Genomic DNA, 16,397 nt, shown 5'->3' on the forward strand with positions numbered 1-16,397 from the left:
GGAGTTAAGTAAAAACGATGAGTTCTCAATTTTTTTATGCATTTATGGCATTTTTCGCTATAATGAACCCAATTTCAAATCTTCCTGCTTACATGGCTTTAGTAGCAGATGATAGTCAAAAAATTTCACGAAAAATTGCTTTTAGGAGTCTTTTGATTGCTTTTGTTATTGTAACTGTTTTTATCTTTTCAGGAGATTTCATTTTTAAAGTATTTGGAATTACAATTGTTTCTTTCAGAATTGCTGGTGGAATATTAGTGGCCGTTATCGGTTATCATATGATTAATGGTAATCATTCACCTAGCTATAAAGGAATGGAGCAGCAAGCAGTAAATTCAGATCCAATGTCTATTGCTATTTCTCCTCTTGCAATGCCACTTTTTGCGGGACCAGGTACAATTACAACTGCTTTAAGTCTGGCTAATGGAGGTTTGCAGAATCAACTGATAACCGTAGTTGCTTTTGCTCTACTATGTGTCATCACTTATCTCCTGTTAAGAAGTGCAAAACAAATTGCAGGCTTCTTGGGAGAAAATTTGATGAAAATTATAACGAAAATGATGGGACTTTTACTATTCTCGATAGGAATACAGATGATTATCGTCAGTGTGCAGACCTTGCTCAAACAGTGATTTGCATTGACAAAACGATTTGATTTGATAAAATAACTTTAACAATAGTCATGATGGTCAAAGCTCATGGATGTTGCAGGCTTTTTTGTCCTGCACTTCTTTGGAGTTTTGACTGTTTTTGTGTCGTTTAGAGGAAAGGAAAAAAGATGATTCAACAAGACTTTCGGACAAAAGTAGAAAATACGGTTTTTGGAGTTCGGGCGACAGCCTTGATTCTCCAAAATGGCAAACTTCTAGTCACCAAAGATAAGGGCAAGTATTACACTATCGGCGGTGCGATTCAAGTCAATGAAAGCACGGAAGATGCGGTAGTCCGTGAAGTGAGGGAAGAACTGGGTGTCAAAGCTCAAGCTGGGCAACTAGGTTTTGTAGTTGAAAATCGTTTTGAACAAGACGGTGTCTATTATCACAATATCGAGTTTCATTATCTAGTGGATTTGCTTGAAGATGCCCCATTGACCATGCAGGAAGATGAGAAAAGGCAACCCTGTGAGTGGATTGATTTGGATAAACTTGAGGATTTCCAACTAGTTCCAGCCTTTTTGAAAACAGCCCTGCCAAATTGGGACGGACAATTACGACACATCCATCTTAACGAATAGGAGAGAAAATGATGGTTAAGCTTATTGCCCATGTACTTGTTCATAGTGGTGGTGATTATTTACTCATTCAGCGTTCGGAAATTAAAAGAGGACAACCCAACGTTTATCCGACTTACTGGGATATTCCTGGTGGTGGGGTTGAAAAGGGTGAACTTCCGCGAGATGGAGCTCTTAGAGAATGTATTGAAGAAGCGGGAGTTAGGCTAGACAGCAGTTCGCTCAAACTTCTTCACGAAGATAGTCAACTGGATACCTCTAAGGATACTGTCTTTACTCGCTTAGTTTATAAAGAAGAGTGGGTTGGGGAGAAGCCGATTATCAGATTAGATCCTGAAGAGCATACGCACTTTAAATGGGTTACTATGGATCAAGCTCTAGAGGAGGAGAAGATAGTTCCTTATTTGCGAGAAATTTTTGAAAGGTTAAGAAATGACTTATAATTTTACAGAAGAATACGATATTATTGTAATTGGTGCTGGGCATGCCGGGGTGGAAGCTTCCCTAGCAGCTAGCCGTATGGGTTGCAAGGTCTTACTTGCGACTATTAACATTGAAATGTTGGCTTTCATGCCATGTAATCCCTCTATCGGTGGTTCTGCCAAGGGGATTGTTGTGCGTGAGGTAGATGCCCTTGGTGGGGAAATGGCCAAGACCATTGATAAGACTTACATCCAGATGAAGATGCTCAACACAGGGAAGGGACCAGCTGTTCGTGCCCTTCGTGCGCAGGCTGATAAGGAGCTCTACTCTAAGGAAATGCGCAAAACAGTTGAAAACCAAGAAAATCTGACCCTACGTCAAACCATGATTGATGAGATTTTGGTGGAAGATGGCAAGGTTGTCGGTGTTCGTACAGCGACCCATCAAGAATATGCTGCTAAGGCTGTTATCGTGACGACAGGAACTGCCCTCCGTGGGGAAATCATCATCGGAGACCTCAAGTACTCGTCAGGTCCTAACCACAGCCTAGCTTCGATTAACCTAGCTGACAATCTCAAAGAACTTGGACTTGAAATCGGTCGTTTCAAGACAGGAACCCCTCCACGTGTCAAGGCTTCTTCTATCAACTACGATGTGACAGAGATTCAGCCAGGAGACGAAACACCAAATCACTTCTCCTACACTTCGCGTGATGAAGATTATGTCAAAGACCAAGTGCCATGTTGGTTGACTTACACCAATGGTACCAGCCATGAGATTATCCAAAACAATCTCCACCGTGCTCCTATGTTTACAGGTGTGGTCAAGGGAGTGGGGCCTCGTTACTGTCCATCGATTGAGGACAAGATTGTACGCTTTGCAGACAAGGAACGCCACCAACTCTTCCTAGAGCCAGAAGGACGCAATACAGAAGAAGTATATGTCCAAGGTCTCTCAACCAGCCTTCCTGAGGATGTGCAACGTGACTTGGTTCATTCTATCAAGGGTTTGGAAAATGCAGAAATGATGCGTACAGGTTATGCTATTGAGTATGATATGGTCTTGCCTCATCAGTTGCGTGCAACTCTGGAAACCAAGAAAATTTCAGGCCTTTTCACAGCTGGCCAGACAAATGGTACATCTGGTTACGAAGAGGCAGCAGGCCAAGGGATTATCGCAGGTATCAATGCGGCTCTGAAAATCCAAGGGAAACCTGAGTTGATTTTGAAGCGCAGTGACGGTTATATCGGGGTGATGATTGATGACTTGGTGACCAAGGGAACCATTGAACCTTACCGTCTCTTGACCAGTCGTGCTGAATACCGTCTCATTCTCCGCCATGACAATGCTGATATGCGCTTGACAGAGATGGGACGCGAGATTGGGCTTGTGGATGATGAACGCTGGGCTCGTTTTGAAATCAAGAAAAATCAATTTGACAATGAGATGAAGCGTTTGGATAGTATCAAACTCAAGCCAGTCAAGGAAACCAATGCTAAGGTTGAAGCAATGGGCTTCAAACCATTGACAGATGCAGTTACAGCCAAGGAATTCCTTCGCCGTCCAGAAGTTTCTTACCAAGATGTGGTGGCCTTCATCGGGCCAGCTGCAGAGGACTTGGATGACAAGATTATCGAATTGATTGAAACAGAAATCAAGTACGAAGGCTACATCTCAAAAGCCATGGATCAGGTTGCCAAGATGAAACGCATGGAAGAAAAACGTATTCCAGCCAACATCGATTGGGATGATATTGATTCCATTGCGACTGAGGCTCGCCAGAAGTTCAAACTCATCAATCCAGAAACCATCGGTCAAGCTAGCCGTATTTCTGGGGTTAACCCAGCAGATATCTCCATTCTTATGGTGTATCTGGAAGGTAAAAATCGAAGCATTTCAAAAAATTTAGAAAAAAAGGCTGACTAAAGATAAAGTGCTGAATTCTCTTTTGGGAATTCAGCTTTTTTGATATAATCGTCCTCCATTTTCGAATAAAGAGAAAAGGAGGAATGACCATGCTGACGGTAGAAGAAAAAAATTTTTTAGACCACTATAAAAATGCTTCCTATCATCGTTTTTATGAAATTGAACGCTTCGCTAGTCTCTGTCAAAAGTTAGACAAATGGCCACCACAGGCTGACAAGCTTTAGACTTTTTGATATACTAGAACAAATTAAAACATAGGAGAGAATGAATGAACGTATATGGCAGATTAGAAGAGGAACCAACTCCATCTTGGACGGGAATTCAGGATGATTTAGTTGGGAAAGAGGAGCGCTTCGAGGATGAACCAAGTTCATTTGCTCCATTACCATTATTTAAGATCCTAATCTGGAGCACTCTAGTTGTACTTGTATCTGTAGTTCTTCCTTTCTTGCTAGGACTAACTAGCCCAGAGCAGGCACAAGATTTTTATATCGGATGGGCTATGCACCAGGGGGGAGATATCTACACAGACTATTTTGGAACAAGTGGTCTTCTCTATTACTTTTTACAGTATCTAAGCAAGGGTAGTATTTTGTTTGCAGTCTTTACTTGGCTTGCTCTAGTGGGTGCTGGGATTTTTCTTTTCCGTTCAACTTATACCTTGACGGAGGAGAACAAGCAGTCGCAACAAGTGTTGACCATCTTTTATCTTCTTGCTGGAGGACTTAGCTTTGGCGGTGGCTATGCCACTATTTTGGCCCTTCCATTCCTGTTTTACGCTCTCAGTTTAGTAACTAGGTATTTGGTAGAGTATAATCATGACAAAGGTTTCGTGCGTATTGGGATTAGCCTGGCTCTAGCATTTTTCTTCGCCCCTCTCGTCACAACTTTATATGCTCTAGTCTTATTCTTTGCTTTGTTAGCCTTTAATATTGGGCGTGGTCGCTTGGTTCATGGGCTCTATCAATTCTTTGCAGCTGGTCTTGGATTCTCGTTCTTCTTTTATCCAATTGGTTACTATACGGCTTATAATGGGAGTTTTGGGAATGCTATCAGTCAGATCCTCTACCCAGTAGATAGTTTGAAATTTATGTCCAATCCAGCCTTACTGGACAACCTCCTTTTTTATGGATTGTTAACAATTGGTCTTGGAGGTTTAAGGCTCGTATTTACAGGACTCTTCCAGTCTAAACCAACCAAGCAATACGTCTTATCTATTTTTACTTCAGTAGCGATCCTATTGTTAGTTTGTTTAGAAATTTTCTCTACCGAACCGATCCATGGAAGTCGTCTAGCTGAGTTTCTTCCTTTCTTGTCCATTCTTTTATTGACTCATATTCGAACTGGGAAATTAGAAGGAGCTAATCGTCGTAGAAAACATCGAGAAGTACCCTCAATATGGGCAGTATTTCTTCAGGGTAATGTCTATTTGCCAGTTTTAGCTTTGGCCTACCTATTTTTGACTCCTCTGGTAGCCCGTTATGTTCTTCACTCAGAACAATATCAAGAACGTGCTCGTATGGAAACTACGGTTAAAGGACAAACACAGGCAACCGATCGTATTTATATATGGGATGATCTTACTAATGGTTATAAGACTAGTGAACGTTTAGCAGCTAGTCAGTTGCTATCACCAAAATTATATACTGGCCTTGATGCAAATCGTAGCAAACTTGTCAATGATTTACGTGATAATCAGCCTAAAGTGATTGTGGTCAATACCAAAACAGCTCTCTGGACGGAAGTGGAACAGCTTCTAGCAGAAAGCTACCAACCAGTTCAAAGTGAATTCAAAGACTTTAAACTTTACAAATTAAAATAAAATAATCAATATCTAGTGTAAATTTTATGAAAATAGGAATTTTAATACTAGATATTGATTTTTATTTTTTTAGTGATATAATACTTTTTAGATAATAGTTTTAGAAAAGAGCCTGGATATGATTGTATTAGAAGAGAAAATAAGCCCTGATCCAACCTTATTCGTTGAAAAGCGCGACGGTAGACGCGTCATTTTTGATGTAGATAAGATTGATAAAGCCTTACACAAGGCTGCAGAAAAAGTCATGGATGTAACCCCCTTGGTAGAAAAGCGTCTTAATACTCTAATTGAACGTATTGTAGAAGAGATTCATAGTCGCTTTCCTCAAGGTGTAAAAATTTATGAAATCCAAAACATCGTAGAACATGAGTTATTGGAAGCTAAAGAATATGCCTTGGCAGAGGAATATATCACTTATCGAACTCAAAGGGATTTTGAGCGCTCAAAAGCAACAGATATCAACTTCAGTATCCATAAACTTCTCAACAAAGATCAGGCAGTTGTCAATGAGAATGCTAATAAAGATAGTGATGTTTTTAATACCCAGCGTGATTTGACGGCGGGGATTGTTGGGAAATCAATCGGTCTTCAAATGCTTCCTAAGCACGTGGCTAATGCCCACCAAAAAGGGGATATCCACTATCACGATTTGGATTACAGCCCCTACACGCCTATGACCAACTGCTGTTTGATTGATTTCAAGGGCATGTTGGAAAATGGTTTTAAGATTGGGAATGCTGAGGTAGAGAGTCCCAAGTCTATCCAAACTGCGACAGCGCAGATTTCACAAATCATCGCTAACGTTGCATCAAGTCAGTATGGAGGCTGTTCAGCAGACCGTATCGATGAAGTCTTGGCTCCTTATGCAGAAAAAAATTACCAAAAACACCTCAAAGATGCAGAGGAATGGGTACTACCTGACAAGCGTGAGGAGTACGCCTGGAAGAAAACCCAAAAAGATATCTATGATGCTATGCAATCTCTAGAGTATGAAATCAATACTCTCTTCACTTCAAATGGGCAAACGCCCTTTACTTCTCTTGGTTTTGGTCTAGGAACCAATCGTTTTGAACGCGAAATTCAAAAGGCTATCTTGAACATTCGAATCAAGGGGTTGGGATCAGAACACCGTACAGCTATCTTCCCTAAATTGATCTTCGCTCTTAAAAGAGGACTTAATCTGGAGGAAGGTTCACCTAACTACGACATCAAGCAGTTGGCGCTCGAATGCGCAACTAAACGGATGTACCCAGATGTCTTGTCTTACGATAAGATTATCGAATTGACAGGTTCCTTCAAGGTTCCGATGGGATGTCGTTCATTCCTTCAAGGATGGAAGGATGAAAATGGAGTTGAAGTTAACTCTGGCCGTATGAACCTAGGGGTCGTGACGGTCAATCTGCCTCGTATTGCTCTCGAATCCGAAGGCGACATGAATAAGTTCTGGGAAATTTTCAACGAGCGCATGAATATTGCTGAAGATGCTCTAGTTTATCGTGTAGAAAGAACCAAGGAAGCCACTCCAGCTAATGCACCAATTCTTTATCAATATGGTGCCTTCGGACGTCGTCTTGGTAAAGAAGAAAGTGTTGACGAGCTCTTTAATAACCGTCGTGCTACTGTTTCGCTTGGTTACATTGGACTTTATGAAGTAGCGACAGTATTCTTTGGCAACAATTGGGAAACCAATCCAGAAGCTAAAGAATTCACCCTTGATATCATTCGAGATATGAAACATCGAGTGGAAGAGTGGTCAGACCAATATGGGTATCACTTCTCTATTTATTCAACACCGTCTGAAAGTCTGACAGACCGCTTCTGTCGTTTGGATACAGAGAAATTTGGCTCTATTCCAGACATTACTGATAAAGAATACTACACAAATTCCTTCCATTATGATGTGCGTAAAAATCCAACTCCTTTTGAAAAACTAGATTTTGAAAAAGTTTATCCAGAAGCGGGTGCATCAGGTGGCTTCATCCACTACTGTGAGTATCCAGTTCTTCAACAAAATCCAAAGGCCTTGGAAGCTGTTTGGGATTATGCTTATGACCGTGTAGGTTATCTCGGAACCAATACTCCAATTGACCGCTGTTACAAGTGTGATTTTGAAGGAGATTTTGAGCCGACAGAGAGAGGATTTGCTTGTCCTAACTGTGGGAATAATGATCCTAAAACAGTAGATGTTGTTAAACGGACCTGTGGTTATCTTGGAAATCCACAAGCTCGTCCGATGGTTAATGGACGTCATAAGGAAATTGCTGCGCGTGTCAAACACATGAACGGTTCTACTATCAAAACAGCAGGACATGAAGTAAGAAGTTAGAAAGAAATAGAATGGGAAAATATCAATTAGACGATAAGGGCAAGGCCTTGGTTCAACGGTTCCACGAGAAACATTCAAAGGGTGGAGTCAATAAAAAAGACCGAGTGGCTAGCCTAAAAGAGCAATTTTTAAATAAGAATAAGAAAAAGTGAGAGTCCGCTCTCGCTTTTCTCTTAGTTGGAGGTAAAGATGATACTACGCAGACCGACATTGGCAGATAAAGAAACAGTTTTAGAGATGCTGGCAGAGTTTGAAAAAAGCCAATCAGCCCACGATGGCGGCTTTTGGGATACTGAGAACTTTGACTACGAAAAGTGGTTGGAAACTAACAATAATAAAGAAATGGGAATAGGATTGCCGGAAAATCGTGTTCCTTCTATTCAATTTGTATCATTTGATGATGTAGGTCGTGCTCTAGGATTTTTGAATCTGCGATTGAGACTAAATGAGGGCTTGCTGAATCATGCTGGCCATATTGGCTATTCCATCCGACCGTCTGAAAGAGGCAAGGGCTACGCCAAAGAGTCCCTCCGACAAGGTCTACAAATTGCTAAGGAAAAGAATATCAAACGAGCGCTTGTGACTTGCAGCACGGAAAATCCTGCCAGCCGAGCTGTTATTTTAGCTAACGGTGGTGTCTATGAGGATGTTCGTAATGGAACGGAGCGCTATTGGATAGAGTTGGAGTAGAAGGATGACATGGAATACACCAAAGCCTGGCGAGTGGAAGAGTGAAGAACTCAGTCAAGGGCGCATCATTGACTACAAGGCTTTTAACTTTGTCGATGGAGAGGGAGTGCGCAATTCTCTCTATGTAGCAGGTTGTATGTTTCACTGTGAGGGCTGTTATAATGTTGCGACCTGGTCTTTCAATGCTGGTATCCCATATACGCCAGAGTTAGAAGAACAAATCATGACAGATCTGGCCCAACCCTATGTTCAAGGATTGACTTTATTAGGAGGAGAGCCTTTCCTCAATACAGGTATTCTTTTGCCCCTTGTAAAACGCATCCGGAAAGAATTGCCAGAAAAAGACATCTGGTCTTGGACAGGATACACCTGGGAAGAAATGATGTTGGAGACGCCTGATAAACTAGAACTTTTATCCCTGATTGATATCCTGGTAGATGGTCGCTATGATAAAAGTAAGCGTAATCTCATGCTTCAGTTCCGTGGCTCTTCCAACCAACGGATTATCGATGTGCAAAAGTCTCTCCAAAGTGGAAAGGTAGTCATTTGGGACAAGCTTAACGATGGAAAAGAAAGCTATGAACAGGTGAAGAGAGAATGAAGAAAAAGACTTAATAGAACAACTGGTCTCAGAGATAGAAACTGGAAAAGTAAAAACACTGGGTATCTACGGCCATGGAGCTTCAGGAAAATCAACTTTTGCTCAAGAATTGTACCAAGAACTTGATTCCCAAAAGGTAAATTTACTAGAGACAGATCCCTATATTACTTCAGGACGACAATTAGTGGTACCTAAAGAGACACCAGACCAAAAGGTGACAGCATGTTTACCGGTAGCACATGAACTGGCAAGTTTGCAGAGAGATATTCTGGCCTTGCAAGCGGATATGGATGTCTTGACAATCGAAGAACCTTGGAAGGCTAGTGAGGTCTTATCGGGAGCAAAACCGATTCTGATAGTCGAAGGGATGTCTGTGGGTTTTCTACCCAAGGAACTCTTTGACAAAACCATCTGTTTCTACACGGATGAAGAGACAGAATTAAAGAGGCGTCTATCTCGAGATACGGCTGTGAGAAATGGCGATGCATCCTTTATATTGGCTAGTCAGCAGATGAGACGAGAGCAGTATCTGCAATACTATAAAGAAACCGAGTCAAAAGCAGATATCTTGATAAATCAATCGAATGATACATTTCAAATTAAAACTAACATTATATAGAAGAAAAGTCAGATAATTCAGCACTTAAATATGCAAATTTATTAAAATGGAATAAGAAAACAGTTTCATCTAAAAAATTTAAAAAAACCTGTCAAATCCCTTGCAATCGCAGGGGCTTTGTGTTATTCTATTATGGTGCTGTAAATTACAGCTTTAGCTTTGATGCAAGAGGTTGCGACACGCTCGGTTGCATTGCCACGCAACGCGCGTCGGTTTTCTTGTGGAGCTAGCCTATTATCTTAAATAGACGAAAAGGAGAAAAAGATGGCAAACAAAAAAATCCGTATCCGTTTGAAAGCTTACGAACACCGTACGCTTGACACAGCGGCTGCAAAAATCGTAGAATCAGCTACTCGTACAGGTGCACAAGTTGCGGGTCCAATCCCACTTCCAACTGAGCGTAGCCTCTACACAATCATTCGTGCGACTCACAAATACAAAGACTCTCGCGAACAATTTGAAATGCGTACACACAAACGTTTGATCGATATCGTTAACCCAACTCAAAAAACAGTTGACGCTTTGATGAAATTGGATCTTCCAAGTGGTGTAAACGTAGAAATCAAACTTTAATCTAAAGCTTGATAACTTGAGCATAAAAAACGCTCGTTAAAAACTTTTTGAATAAAAAATATAGAAAAGGAACTATTTTCTCATGACAAAAGGAATCTTAGGGAAAAAAGTGGGAATGACTCAAATCTTCACTGAAGCTGGCGAATTGATCCCTGTAACAGTTATTGAAGCAACTCCAAACGTTGTTCTTCAAGTTAAAACTGTTGAAACAGACGGATACAACGCTATCCAAGTTGGTTTCGATGACAAACGCGAAGTATTGAGCAACAAACCTGCTAAAGGACATGTAGCAAAAGCTAACACGGCTCCTAAGCGCTTCATTCGTGAATTCAAAAACGTTGAAGGCTTGGAAGTTGGTGCTGAAATCACAGTTGAAACATTCGCAGCTGGAGACGTTGTTGACGTAACTGGTACTTCTAAGGGTAAAGGTTTCCAAGGTGTTATCAAACGCCACGGACAATCACGTGGACCTATGGCTCACGGTTCTCGCTACCACCGTCGTCCAGGTTCTATGGGACCTGTTGCACCTAACCGCGTATTCAAAGGTAAAAACCTTGCAGGACGTATGGGTGGCGACCGTGTAACAATTCAAAACCTTGAAGTTGTACAAGTTGTTCCAGAAAAGAACGTTATCCTTATCAAGGGTAACGTACCAGGTGCTAAGAAATCTCTTATCACTATCAAATCAGCAGTTAAAGCTGGTAAATAATAAGGAAAGGGGAATACAGTCAAAATGGCAAATGTAACATTATTCGACCAAACTGGTAAACAAGCGGGCGAAGTTGTTCTTAACGATGCAATCTTTGGTATCGAACCAAACCAATCTGTTGTGTTTGATGTCATCATCAGCCAACGTGCTAGCCTTCGTCAAGGAACTCACGCTGTTAAAAACCGTTCAGCCGTTTCAGGTGGCGGACGCAAACCATGGCGTCAAAAAGGAACTGGACGTGCTCGTCAAGGTTCTATCCGCTCTCCACAATGGCGTGGTGGTGGAATCGTCTTCGGACCAACTCCACGTAGCTATGCGTACAAACTTCCTCAAAAAGTTCGTCGCCTTGCACTAAAATCTGTTTACTCAGAAAAAGTTGCTGAAAACAAATTTGTAGCCGTTGATTCTCTTGAATTTACAGCTCCAAAAACTGCTGAATTTGCAAAAGTTCTTGCAGCTTTGAGCATCGATTCTAAAGTCCTTGTTATTCTTGAAGAAGGAAACGAATTCGCAGCTCTTTCAGCTCGTAACCTTCCAAACGTGAAAGTTGCGACTGCTACAACTGCAAGTGTTCTTGACATCGCAAATAGTGACAAACTTCTTGTTACTCAAGCAGCTATCTCTAAAATCGAGGAGGTTCTTGCATAATGAATTTGTATGATGTTATCAAAAAACCTGTAATCACTGAAAGCTCAATGGCTCAACTTGAAGCAGGAAAATATGTATTTGAAGTTGACACACGTGCGCACAAACTTTTGATCAAGCAAGCTGTTGAAGCTGCTTTCGAAGGTGTTAAAGTTGCAAATGTTAACACAATCAACGTAAAACCTAAAGCTAAACGTGTTGGACGTTACACTGGTTTTACTAACAAAACTAAAAAAGCTATCATCACACTTACAGCTGATTCAAAAGCAATCGAGTTGTTCGCTGCTGAAGCTGAATAATCTAAGGAGGAAATATCGTGGGAATTCGTGTTTATAAACCAACAACAAACGGTCGCCGTAATATGACTTCTTTGGATTTCGCTGAAATCACAACAAGCACACCAGAAAAAACTTTGCTTGTTGCTTTGAAGAGCAAGGCTGGTCGTAACAACAACGGTCGTATCACTGTTCGTCACCAAGGTGGTGGACACAAACGTTTCTACCGCTTGGTTGACTTTAAACGTAACAAAGATAACGTTGAAGCAGTTGTTAAAACTATCGAGTACGATCCAAACCGTTCTGCAAACATCGCTCTTGTGCACTACACTGACGGTGTGAAAGCATACATCATCGCTCCAAAAGGTCTTGAAGTTGGTCAACGTATCGTTTCAGGCCCTGAAGCTGATATCAAAGTAGGTAACGCTCTTCCGCTTGCTAACATCCCAGTTGGTACTTTGGTTCACAACATTGAGTTGAAACCAGGTCGTGGTGGTGAATTGGTTCGTGCTGCTGGAGCTTCTGCTCAAGTATTGGGACAAGAAGGTAAATACGTTCTTGTTCGTCTTCAATCAGGCGAAGTTCGTATGATTCTTGGAACTTGTCGTGCTACAGTTGGTGTTGTCGGAAACGAACAACATGGACTTGTAAACCTTGGTAAAGCAGGACGTAGCCGTTGGAAAGGTATCCGTCCAACAGTTCGTGGTTCTGTAATGAACCCTAACGACCACCCACACGGTGGTGGTGAAGGTAAAGCACCAGTTGGTCGTAAAGCACCATCTACTCCATGGGGCAAACCTGCTCTTGGTCTTAAAACTCGTAACAAGAAAGCGAAATCTGACAAACTTATCGTTCGTCGTCGCAACGAGAAATAATTTAAAACTAGTCGCTTAAGCAACTAGAAATTCCGCCAGCTCGGTAGCGCTCCTTGTGAGCGCAAGCCGCTGTGGTACAAAATTTAAAGGAGAAAATATAAAAATGGGACGCAGTCTTAAAAAAGGACCTTTCGTCGATGAGCATTTGATGAAAAAAGTTGAAGCTCAAGCTAACGACGAAAAGAAAAAAGTTATCAAAACTTGGTCACGTCGTTCAACGATCTTCCCAAGTTTCATTGGTTACACTATCGCAGTTTATGATGGACGTAAACACGTACCTGTTTACATCCAAGAAGACATGGTAGGTCACAAGCTTGGTGAATTCGCACCAACTCGTACTTACAAAGGTCACGCCGCAGACGACAAGAAGACACGTAGAAAATAAGGAGAACATAAATGGCAGAAATTACTTCAGCTAAAGCAATGGCTCGCACAGTACGTGTTTCACCTCGTAAATCACGTCTTGTTCTTGACAACATCCGTGGTAAAAGCGTAGCCGATGCAATCGCAATTTTGACATTCACTCCAAACAAAGCTGCTGAAATCATCTTGAAAGTTTTGAACTCAGCTGTAGCTAACGCTGAAAACAACTTTGGTTTGGATAAAGCTAACTTGGTAGTATCTGAAGCATTCGCAAACGAAGGACCAACTATGAAACGTTTCCGTCCACGTGCGAAAGGTTCAGCTTCACCAATCAACAAACGTACAGCTCACATCACTGTAGCTGTTGCAGAAAAATAAGGAGGTAAAATCGTGGGTCAAAAAGTACATCCAATTGGTATGCGTGTCGGCATCATCCGTGATTGGGATGCCAAATGGTATGCTGAAAAAGAATACGCGGATTACCTTCATGAAGATCTTGCAATCCGTAAATTCGTTCAAAAAGAACTTGCTGACGCAGCTGTTTCAACTATTGAAATCGAACGCGCAGTAAACAAAGTTAACGTTTCACTTCACACTGCTAAACCAGGTATGGTTATCGGTAAAGGTGGTGCTAACGTTGATGCACTTCGTGCTAAACTTAACAAATTGACTGGAAAACAAGTACACATCAACATCATCGAAATCAAACAACCTGATTTGGATGCTCACCTTGTTGGTGAAGGAATTGCTCGTCAATTGGAGCAACGTGTTGCTTTCCGTCGTGCACAAAAACAAGCAATCCAACGTGCAATGCGTGCTGGAGCTAAAGGAATCAAAACTCAAGTATCAGGTCGTTTGAACGGTGCAGATATCGCCCGTGCTGAAGGATACTCTGAAGGAACTGTTCCACTTCACACACTTCGTGCAGATATCGATTATGCTTGGGAAGAAGCAGACACTACATACGGTAAACTTGGTGTTAAAGTATGGATCTACCGTGGTGAAGTTCTTCCAGCTCGTAAAAACACTAAAGGAGGTAAATAACCAATGTTAGTACCTAAACGTGTTAAACACCGTCGTGAATTCCGTGGTAAAATGCGCGGTGAAGCTAAAGGTGGAAAAGAAGTAGCATTCGGTGAATACGGTCTTCAAGCTACAACTAGCCACTGGATCACTAACCGCCAAATCGAAGCTGCTCGTATCGCCATGACTCGTTACATGAAACGTGGTGGTAAAGTTTGGATTAAAATCTTCCCACACAAATCATACACAGCTAAGGCTATCGGGGTTCGTATGGGATCTGGTAAAGGGGCACCTGAAGGTTGGGTAGCACCAGTTAAACGTGGTAAAGTAATGTTTGAAGTTGCAGGTGTATCTGAAGAGATCGCTCGCGAAGCGCTTCGTCTTGCAAGCCACAAATTGCCAGTTAAATGTAAATTCGTAAAACGTGAAGCAGAATAAGGAGAAGGCATGAAACTTAATGAAGTAAAAGAATTTGTTAAAGAACTTCGTGGTCTTTCTCAAGAAGAACTCGCGAAGCGCGAAAACGAATTGAAAAAAGAATTGTTTGAACTTCGTTTCCAAGCTGCTACTGGTCAATTAGAACAAACAGCTCGCTTGAAAGAAGTTAAAAAACAAATCGCTCGTATCAAAACAGTTCAATCTGAAGCGAAATAATAGACTAGGGAAGGAGAAATTTCAATGGAACGCAATAATCGTAAAGTTCTTGTTGGACGTGTTGTATCTGACAAAATGGACAAGACAATCACAGTTGTAGTTGAAACAAAACGTAACCACCCAGTCTATGGTAAACGTATTAACTACTCTAAAAAATACAAAGCACATGATGAAAACAATGTTGCCAAAGAAGGCGATATCGTACGTATCATGGAAACTCGTCCGCTTTCAGCTACAAAACGTTTCCGTCTTGTAGAAGTCGTTGAAGAAGCGGTTATCATCTAATCAAACCTGAAAGGAGAAAACTGAAATGATTCAAACAGAAACTCGTTTGAAAGTCGCAGACAACAGCGGTGCACGCGAAATCTTGACTATCAAAGTTCTTGGTGGTTCTAAACGTAAATTTGCGAACATCGGTGATGTTATTGTGGCATCTGTAAAACAAGCTACTCCTGGTGGTGCGGTTAAAAAAGGTGACGTTGTAAAAGCAGTTATCGTTCGTACTAAATCAGGTGCTCGTCGTGCTGATGGTTCATACATCAAATTTGACGAAAACGCAGCAGTTATCATCCGTGAAGATAAAACTCCTCGCGGAACACGTATCTTTGGCCCAGTTGCACGTGAATTGCGTGAAGGTGGCTTCATGAAGATCGTGTCACTTGCTCCAGAAGTACTTTAATTTTCACAGAGCAAAAACAAACAAACACAGTCCCCTGGCCTAGCCAGGGTGCCCATTGGGCGTAAGAATAAAAGGAGAAAAAAATGTTTGTAAAAAAAGGCGACAAAGTTCGCGTAATCGCTGGTAAAGATAAGGGAACAGAAGCTGTTGTCCTTACTGCCCTTCCAAAAGTAAACAAAGTTATCGTTGAAGGTGTTAACATCGTTAAGAAACACCAACGTCCAACTAACGAACTTCCTCAAGGTGGTATCATCGAGAAGGAAGCAGCTATCCACGTATCAAACGTTCAAGTTTTGGACAAAAACGGTGTAGCTGGTCGTGTTGGTTACAAATTTGTAGACGGTAAAAAAGTTCGCTACAACAAAAAATCAGGCGAAGTGCTTGATTAATCACGAAGGAAAGGAGAAGTATAATGGCAAATCGTTTAAAAGAAAAATATCTTAATGAAGTAGTTCCTGCATTGACAGAACAATTCAACTACTCATCAGTGATGGCTGTTCCTAAAGTAGATAAGATCGTTTTGAACATGGGTGTTGGTGAAGCTGTATCAAACGCTAAAAGCCTTGAAAAAGCTGCTGAAGAATTAGCACTTATCTCAGGTCAAAAACCACTTATCACTAAAGCTAAAAAATCTATCGCCGGCTTCCGTCTTCGTGAAGGTGTTGCGATCGGTGCAAAAGTTACCCTTCGTGGGGAACGTATGTACGAATTCTTGGATAAATTGGTTTCAGTTTCACTTCCACGTGTACGTGACTTCCATGGTGTTCCAACAAAATCATTTGATGGACGCGGAAACTACACACTTGGTGTGAAAGAACAATTGATCTTCCCAGAAATCAACTTCGATGACGTTGACAAAACTCGTGGTCTTGACATCGTTATCGTAACTACTGCTAACACTGACGAAGAGTCACGTGCATTGCTTACAGGCCTTGGAATGCCTTTTGCAAAATAATATAGGAG

Annotated in this window: 25 protein-coding genes; all 25 read left to right on the forward strand. The window is 41.5% G+C overall.

Annotated features, from left to right (window positions below; translation table 11 throughout):
• Positions 1-17 precede the first annotated feature (17 nt).
• Entirely contained in the window at positions 18-632 is a 615-nt protein-coding gene (locus HMPREF2619_RS02695; protein WP_002894248.1) for a MarC family protein, read from the forward strand.
• A 146-nt stretch (positions 633-778) separates the two neighbouring features.
• The gene (locus HMPREF2619_RS02700; protein WP_070458859.1) at positions 779-1,234 is read left to right on the forward strand and encodes an NUDIX hydrolase; all 456 of its coding nucleotides are present in this window, start codon (positions 779-781) and stop codon (positions 1,232-1,234) included.
• Between the two features lie 8 nt (positions 1,235-1,242).
• The gene (locus tag HMPREF2619_RS02705) at positions 1,243-1,674 is read left to right on the forward strand and encodes an NUDIX hydrolase (protein WP_070458861.1); all 432 of its coding nucleotides are present in this window, start codon (positions 1,243-1,245) and stop codon (positions 1,672-1,674) included.
• Positions 1,664-3,580: a tRNA uridine-5-carboxymethylaminomethyl(34) synthesis enzyme MnmG gene (gene mnmG, locus HMPREF2619_RS02710; protein ID WP_070458863.1), complete on the forward strand. Its 1,917-nt coding sequence runs from the start codon at positions 1,664-1,666 to the stop codon at positions 3,578-3,580. The genes HMPREF2619_RS02705 and mnmG overlap by 11 nt, the downstream gene beginning before the upstream one ends.
• Positions 3,581-3,669: 89 nt before the next feature.
• Positions 3,670-3,804: a hypothetical protein gene (locus tag HMPREF2619_RS11580; protein ID WP_261673714.1), complete on the forward strand. Its 135-nt coding sequence runs from the start codon at positions 3,670-3,672 to the stop codon at positions 3,802-3,804.
• A gap of 44 nt (positions 3,805-3,848) precedes the next feature.
• Entirely contained in the window at positions 3,849-5,402 is a 1,554-nt protein-coding gene (locus tag HMPREF2619_RS02715) for a damage-inducible protein CinA (RefSeq protein WP_070458865.1), read from the forward strand.
• A 118-nt stretch (positions 5,403-5,520) separates the two neighbouring features.
• The gene (nrdD, locus tag HMPREF2619_RS02720) at positions 5,521-7,728 is read left to right on the forward strand and encodes an anaerobic ribonucleoside-triphosphate reductase (RefSeq protein ID WP_070458867.1); all 2,208 of its coding nucleotides are present in this window, start codon (positions 5,521-5,523) and stop codon (positions 7,726-7,728) included.
• 11 nt (positions 7,729-7,739) lie between these two features.
• Positions 7,740-7,880 (forward strand): hypothetical protein, encoded by a 141-nt coding sequence (locus tag HMPREF2619_RS02725; RefSeq protein WP_070458869.1) that lies wholly within the window; start codon positions 7,740-7,742, stop codon positions 7,878-7,880.
• A 37-nt stretch (positions 7,881-7,917) separates the two neighbouring features.
• Positions 7,918-8,418, forward strand: coding sequence for a GNAT family N-acetyltransferase (locus HMPREF2619_RS02730; RefSeq protein WP_070458871.1), 501 nt, complete (start codon positions 7,918-7,920; stop codon positions 8,416-8,418).
• Between the two features lie 4 nt (positions 8,419-8,422).
• Positions 8,423-9,019, forward strand: coding sequence for an anaerobic ribonucleoside-triphosphate reductase activating protein (nrdG, locus tag HMPREF2619_RS02735; protein WP_070458873.1), 597 nt, complete (start codon positions 8,423-8,425; stop codon positions 9,017-9,019).
• A 13-nt stretch (positions 9,020-9,032) separates the two neighbouring features.
• Positions 9,033-9,638: a uridine kinase family protein gene (locus tag HMPREF2619_RS02740; protein WP_070458875.1), complete on the forward strand. Its 606-nt coding sequence runs from the start codon at positions 9,033-9,035 to the stop codon at positions 9,636-9,638.
• Positions 9,639-9,902: 264 nt separating this feature from the next.
• Entirely contained in the window at positions 9,903-10,211 is a 309-nt protein-coding gene (rpsJ, locus tag HMPREF2619_RS02745) for a 30S ribosomal protein S10 (RefSeq protein WP_001284513.1), read from the forward strand.
• Between the two features lie 82 nt (positions 10,212-10,293).
• Complete coding sequence (gene rplC / locus HMPREF2619_RS02750) at positions 10,294-10,920, forward strand: 50S ribosomal protein L3 (protein ID WP_000160197.1); 627 nt, start codon at positions 10,294-10,296, stop codon at positions 10,918-10,920.
• A 24-nt stretch (positions 10,921-10,944) separates the two neighbouring features.
• Positions 10,945-11,568, forward strand: coding sequence for a 50S ribosomal protein L4 (rplD, locus tag HMPREF2619_RS02755; protein ID WP_000024549.1), 624 nt, complete (start codon positions 10,945-10,947; stop codon positions 11,566-11,568).
• Entirely contained in the window at positions 11,568-11,864 is a 297-nt protein-coding gene (locus HMPREF2619_RS02760; protein WP_001055347.1) for a 50S ribosomal protein L23, read from the forward strand. Before rplD ends, HMPREF2619_RS02760 begins: the two co-directional genes overlap by 1 nt.
• 17 nt (positions 11,865-11,881) lie before the next feature.
• Complete coding sequence (rplB, locus tag HMPREF2619_RS02765; protein ID WP_061863915.1) at positions 11,882-12,715, forward strand: 50S ribosomal protein L2; 834 nt, start codon at positions 11,882-11,884, stop codon at positions 12,713-12,715.
• A gap of 103 nt (positions 12,716-12,818) precedes the next feature.
• Positions 12,819-13,100 carry a 30S ribosomal protein S19 gene (gene rpsS / locus HMPREF2619_RS02770; protein WP_000533766.1) on the forward strand — a complete coding sequence of 94 codons (282 nt, stop codon included), beginning with the start codon at positions 12,819-12,821 and terminating at the stop codon, positions 13,098-13,100.
• Between the two features lie 11 nt (positions 13,101-13,111).
• Positions 13,112-13,456 (forward strand): 50S ribosomal protein L22, encoded by a 345-nt coding sequence (gene rplV, locus HMPREF2619_RS02775; protein ID WP_000818137.1) that lies wholly within the window; start codon positions 13,112-13,114, stop codon positions 13,454-13,456.
• Between the two features lie 12 nt (positions 13,457-13,468).
• Positions 13,469-14,122 carry a 30S ribosomal protein S3 gene (gene rpsC / locus HMPREF2619_RS02780; protein WP_000529936.1) on the forward strand — a complete coding sequence of 218 codons (654 nt, stop codon included), beginning with the start codon at positions 13,469-13,471 and terminating at the stop codon, positions 14,120-14,122.
• Positions 14,123-14,125: 3 nt separating this feature from the next.
• Positions 14,126-14,539: a 50S ribosomal protein L16 gene (gene rplP, locus HMPREF2619_RS02785; RefSeq protein WP_000960948.1), complete on the forward strand. Its 414-nt coding sequence runs from the start codon at positions 14,126-14,128 to the stop codon at positions 14,537-14,539.
• A 9-nt stretch (positions 14,540-14,548) separates the two neighbouring features.
• Complete coding sequence (gene rpmC, locus HMPREF2619_RS02790; RefSeq protein ID WP_000772918.1) at positions 14,549-14,755, forward strand: 50S ribosomal protein L29; 207 nt, start codon at positions 14,549-14,551, stop codon at positions 14,753-14,755.
• Positions 14,756-14,779: 24 nt separating this feature from the next.
• Complete coding sequence (gene rpsQ / locus HMPREF2619_RS02795; protein WP_000440801.1) at positions 14,780-15,040, forward strand: 30S ribosomal protein S17; 261 nt, start codon at positions 14,780-14,782, stop codon at positions 15,038-15,040.
• A gap of 25 nt (positions 15,041-15,065) precedes the next feature.
• On the forward strand, positions 15,066-15,434 hold the full coding sequence (gene rplN, locus HMPREF2619_RS02800) for a 50S ribosomal protein L14 (protein WP_000616548.1): 369 nt from the start codon (positions 15,066-15,068) through the stop codon (positions 15,432-15,434).
• Positions 15,435-15,517: 83 nt separating this feature from the next.
• Positions 15,518-15,823, forward strand: a complete 306-nt coding sequence (gene rplX / locus HMPREF2619_RS02805; RefSeq protein WP_000497691.1) for a 50S ribosomal protein L24 — start codon at positions 15,518-15,520, stop codon at positions 15,821-15,823.
• Positions 15,824-15,846: 23 nt separating this feature from the next.
• The gene (rplE, locus tag HMPREF2619_RS02810) at positions 15,847-16,389 is read left to right on the forward strand and encodes a 50S ribosomal protein L5 (RefSeq protein WP_000013542.1); all 543 of its coding nucleotides are present in this window, start codon (positions 15,847-15,849) and stop codon (positions 16,387-16,389) included.
• Positions 16,390-16,397 lie beyond the last annotated feature (8 nt).

Origin of the sequence: Streptococcus sp. HMSC074B11 (assembly GCF_001808705.1) — a bacterium.
Classification (GTDB): Bacteria; Bacillota; Bacilli; order Lactobacillales; family Streptococcaceae; genus Streptococcus.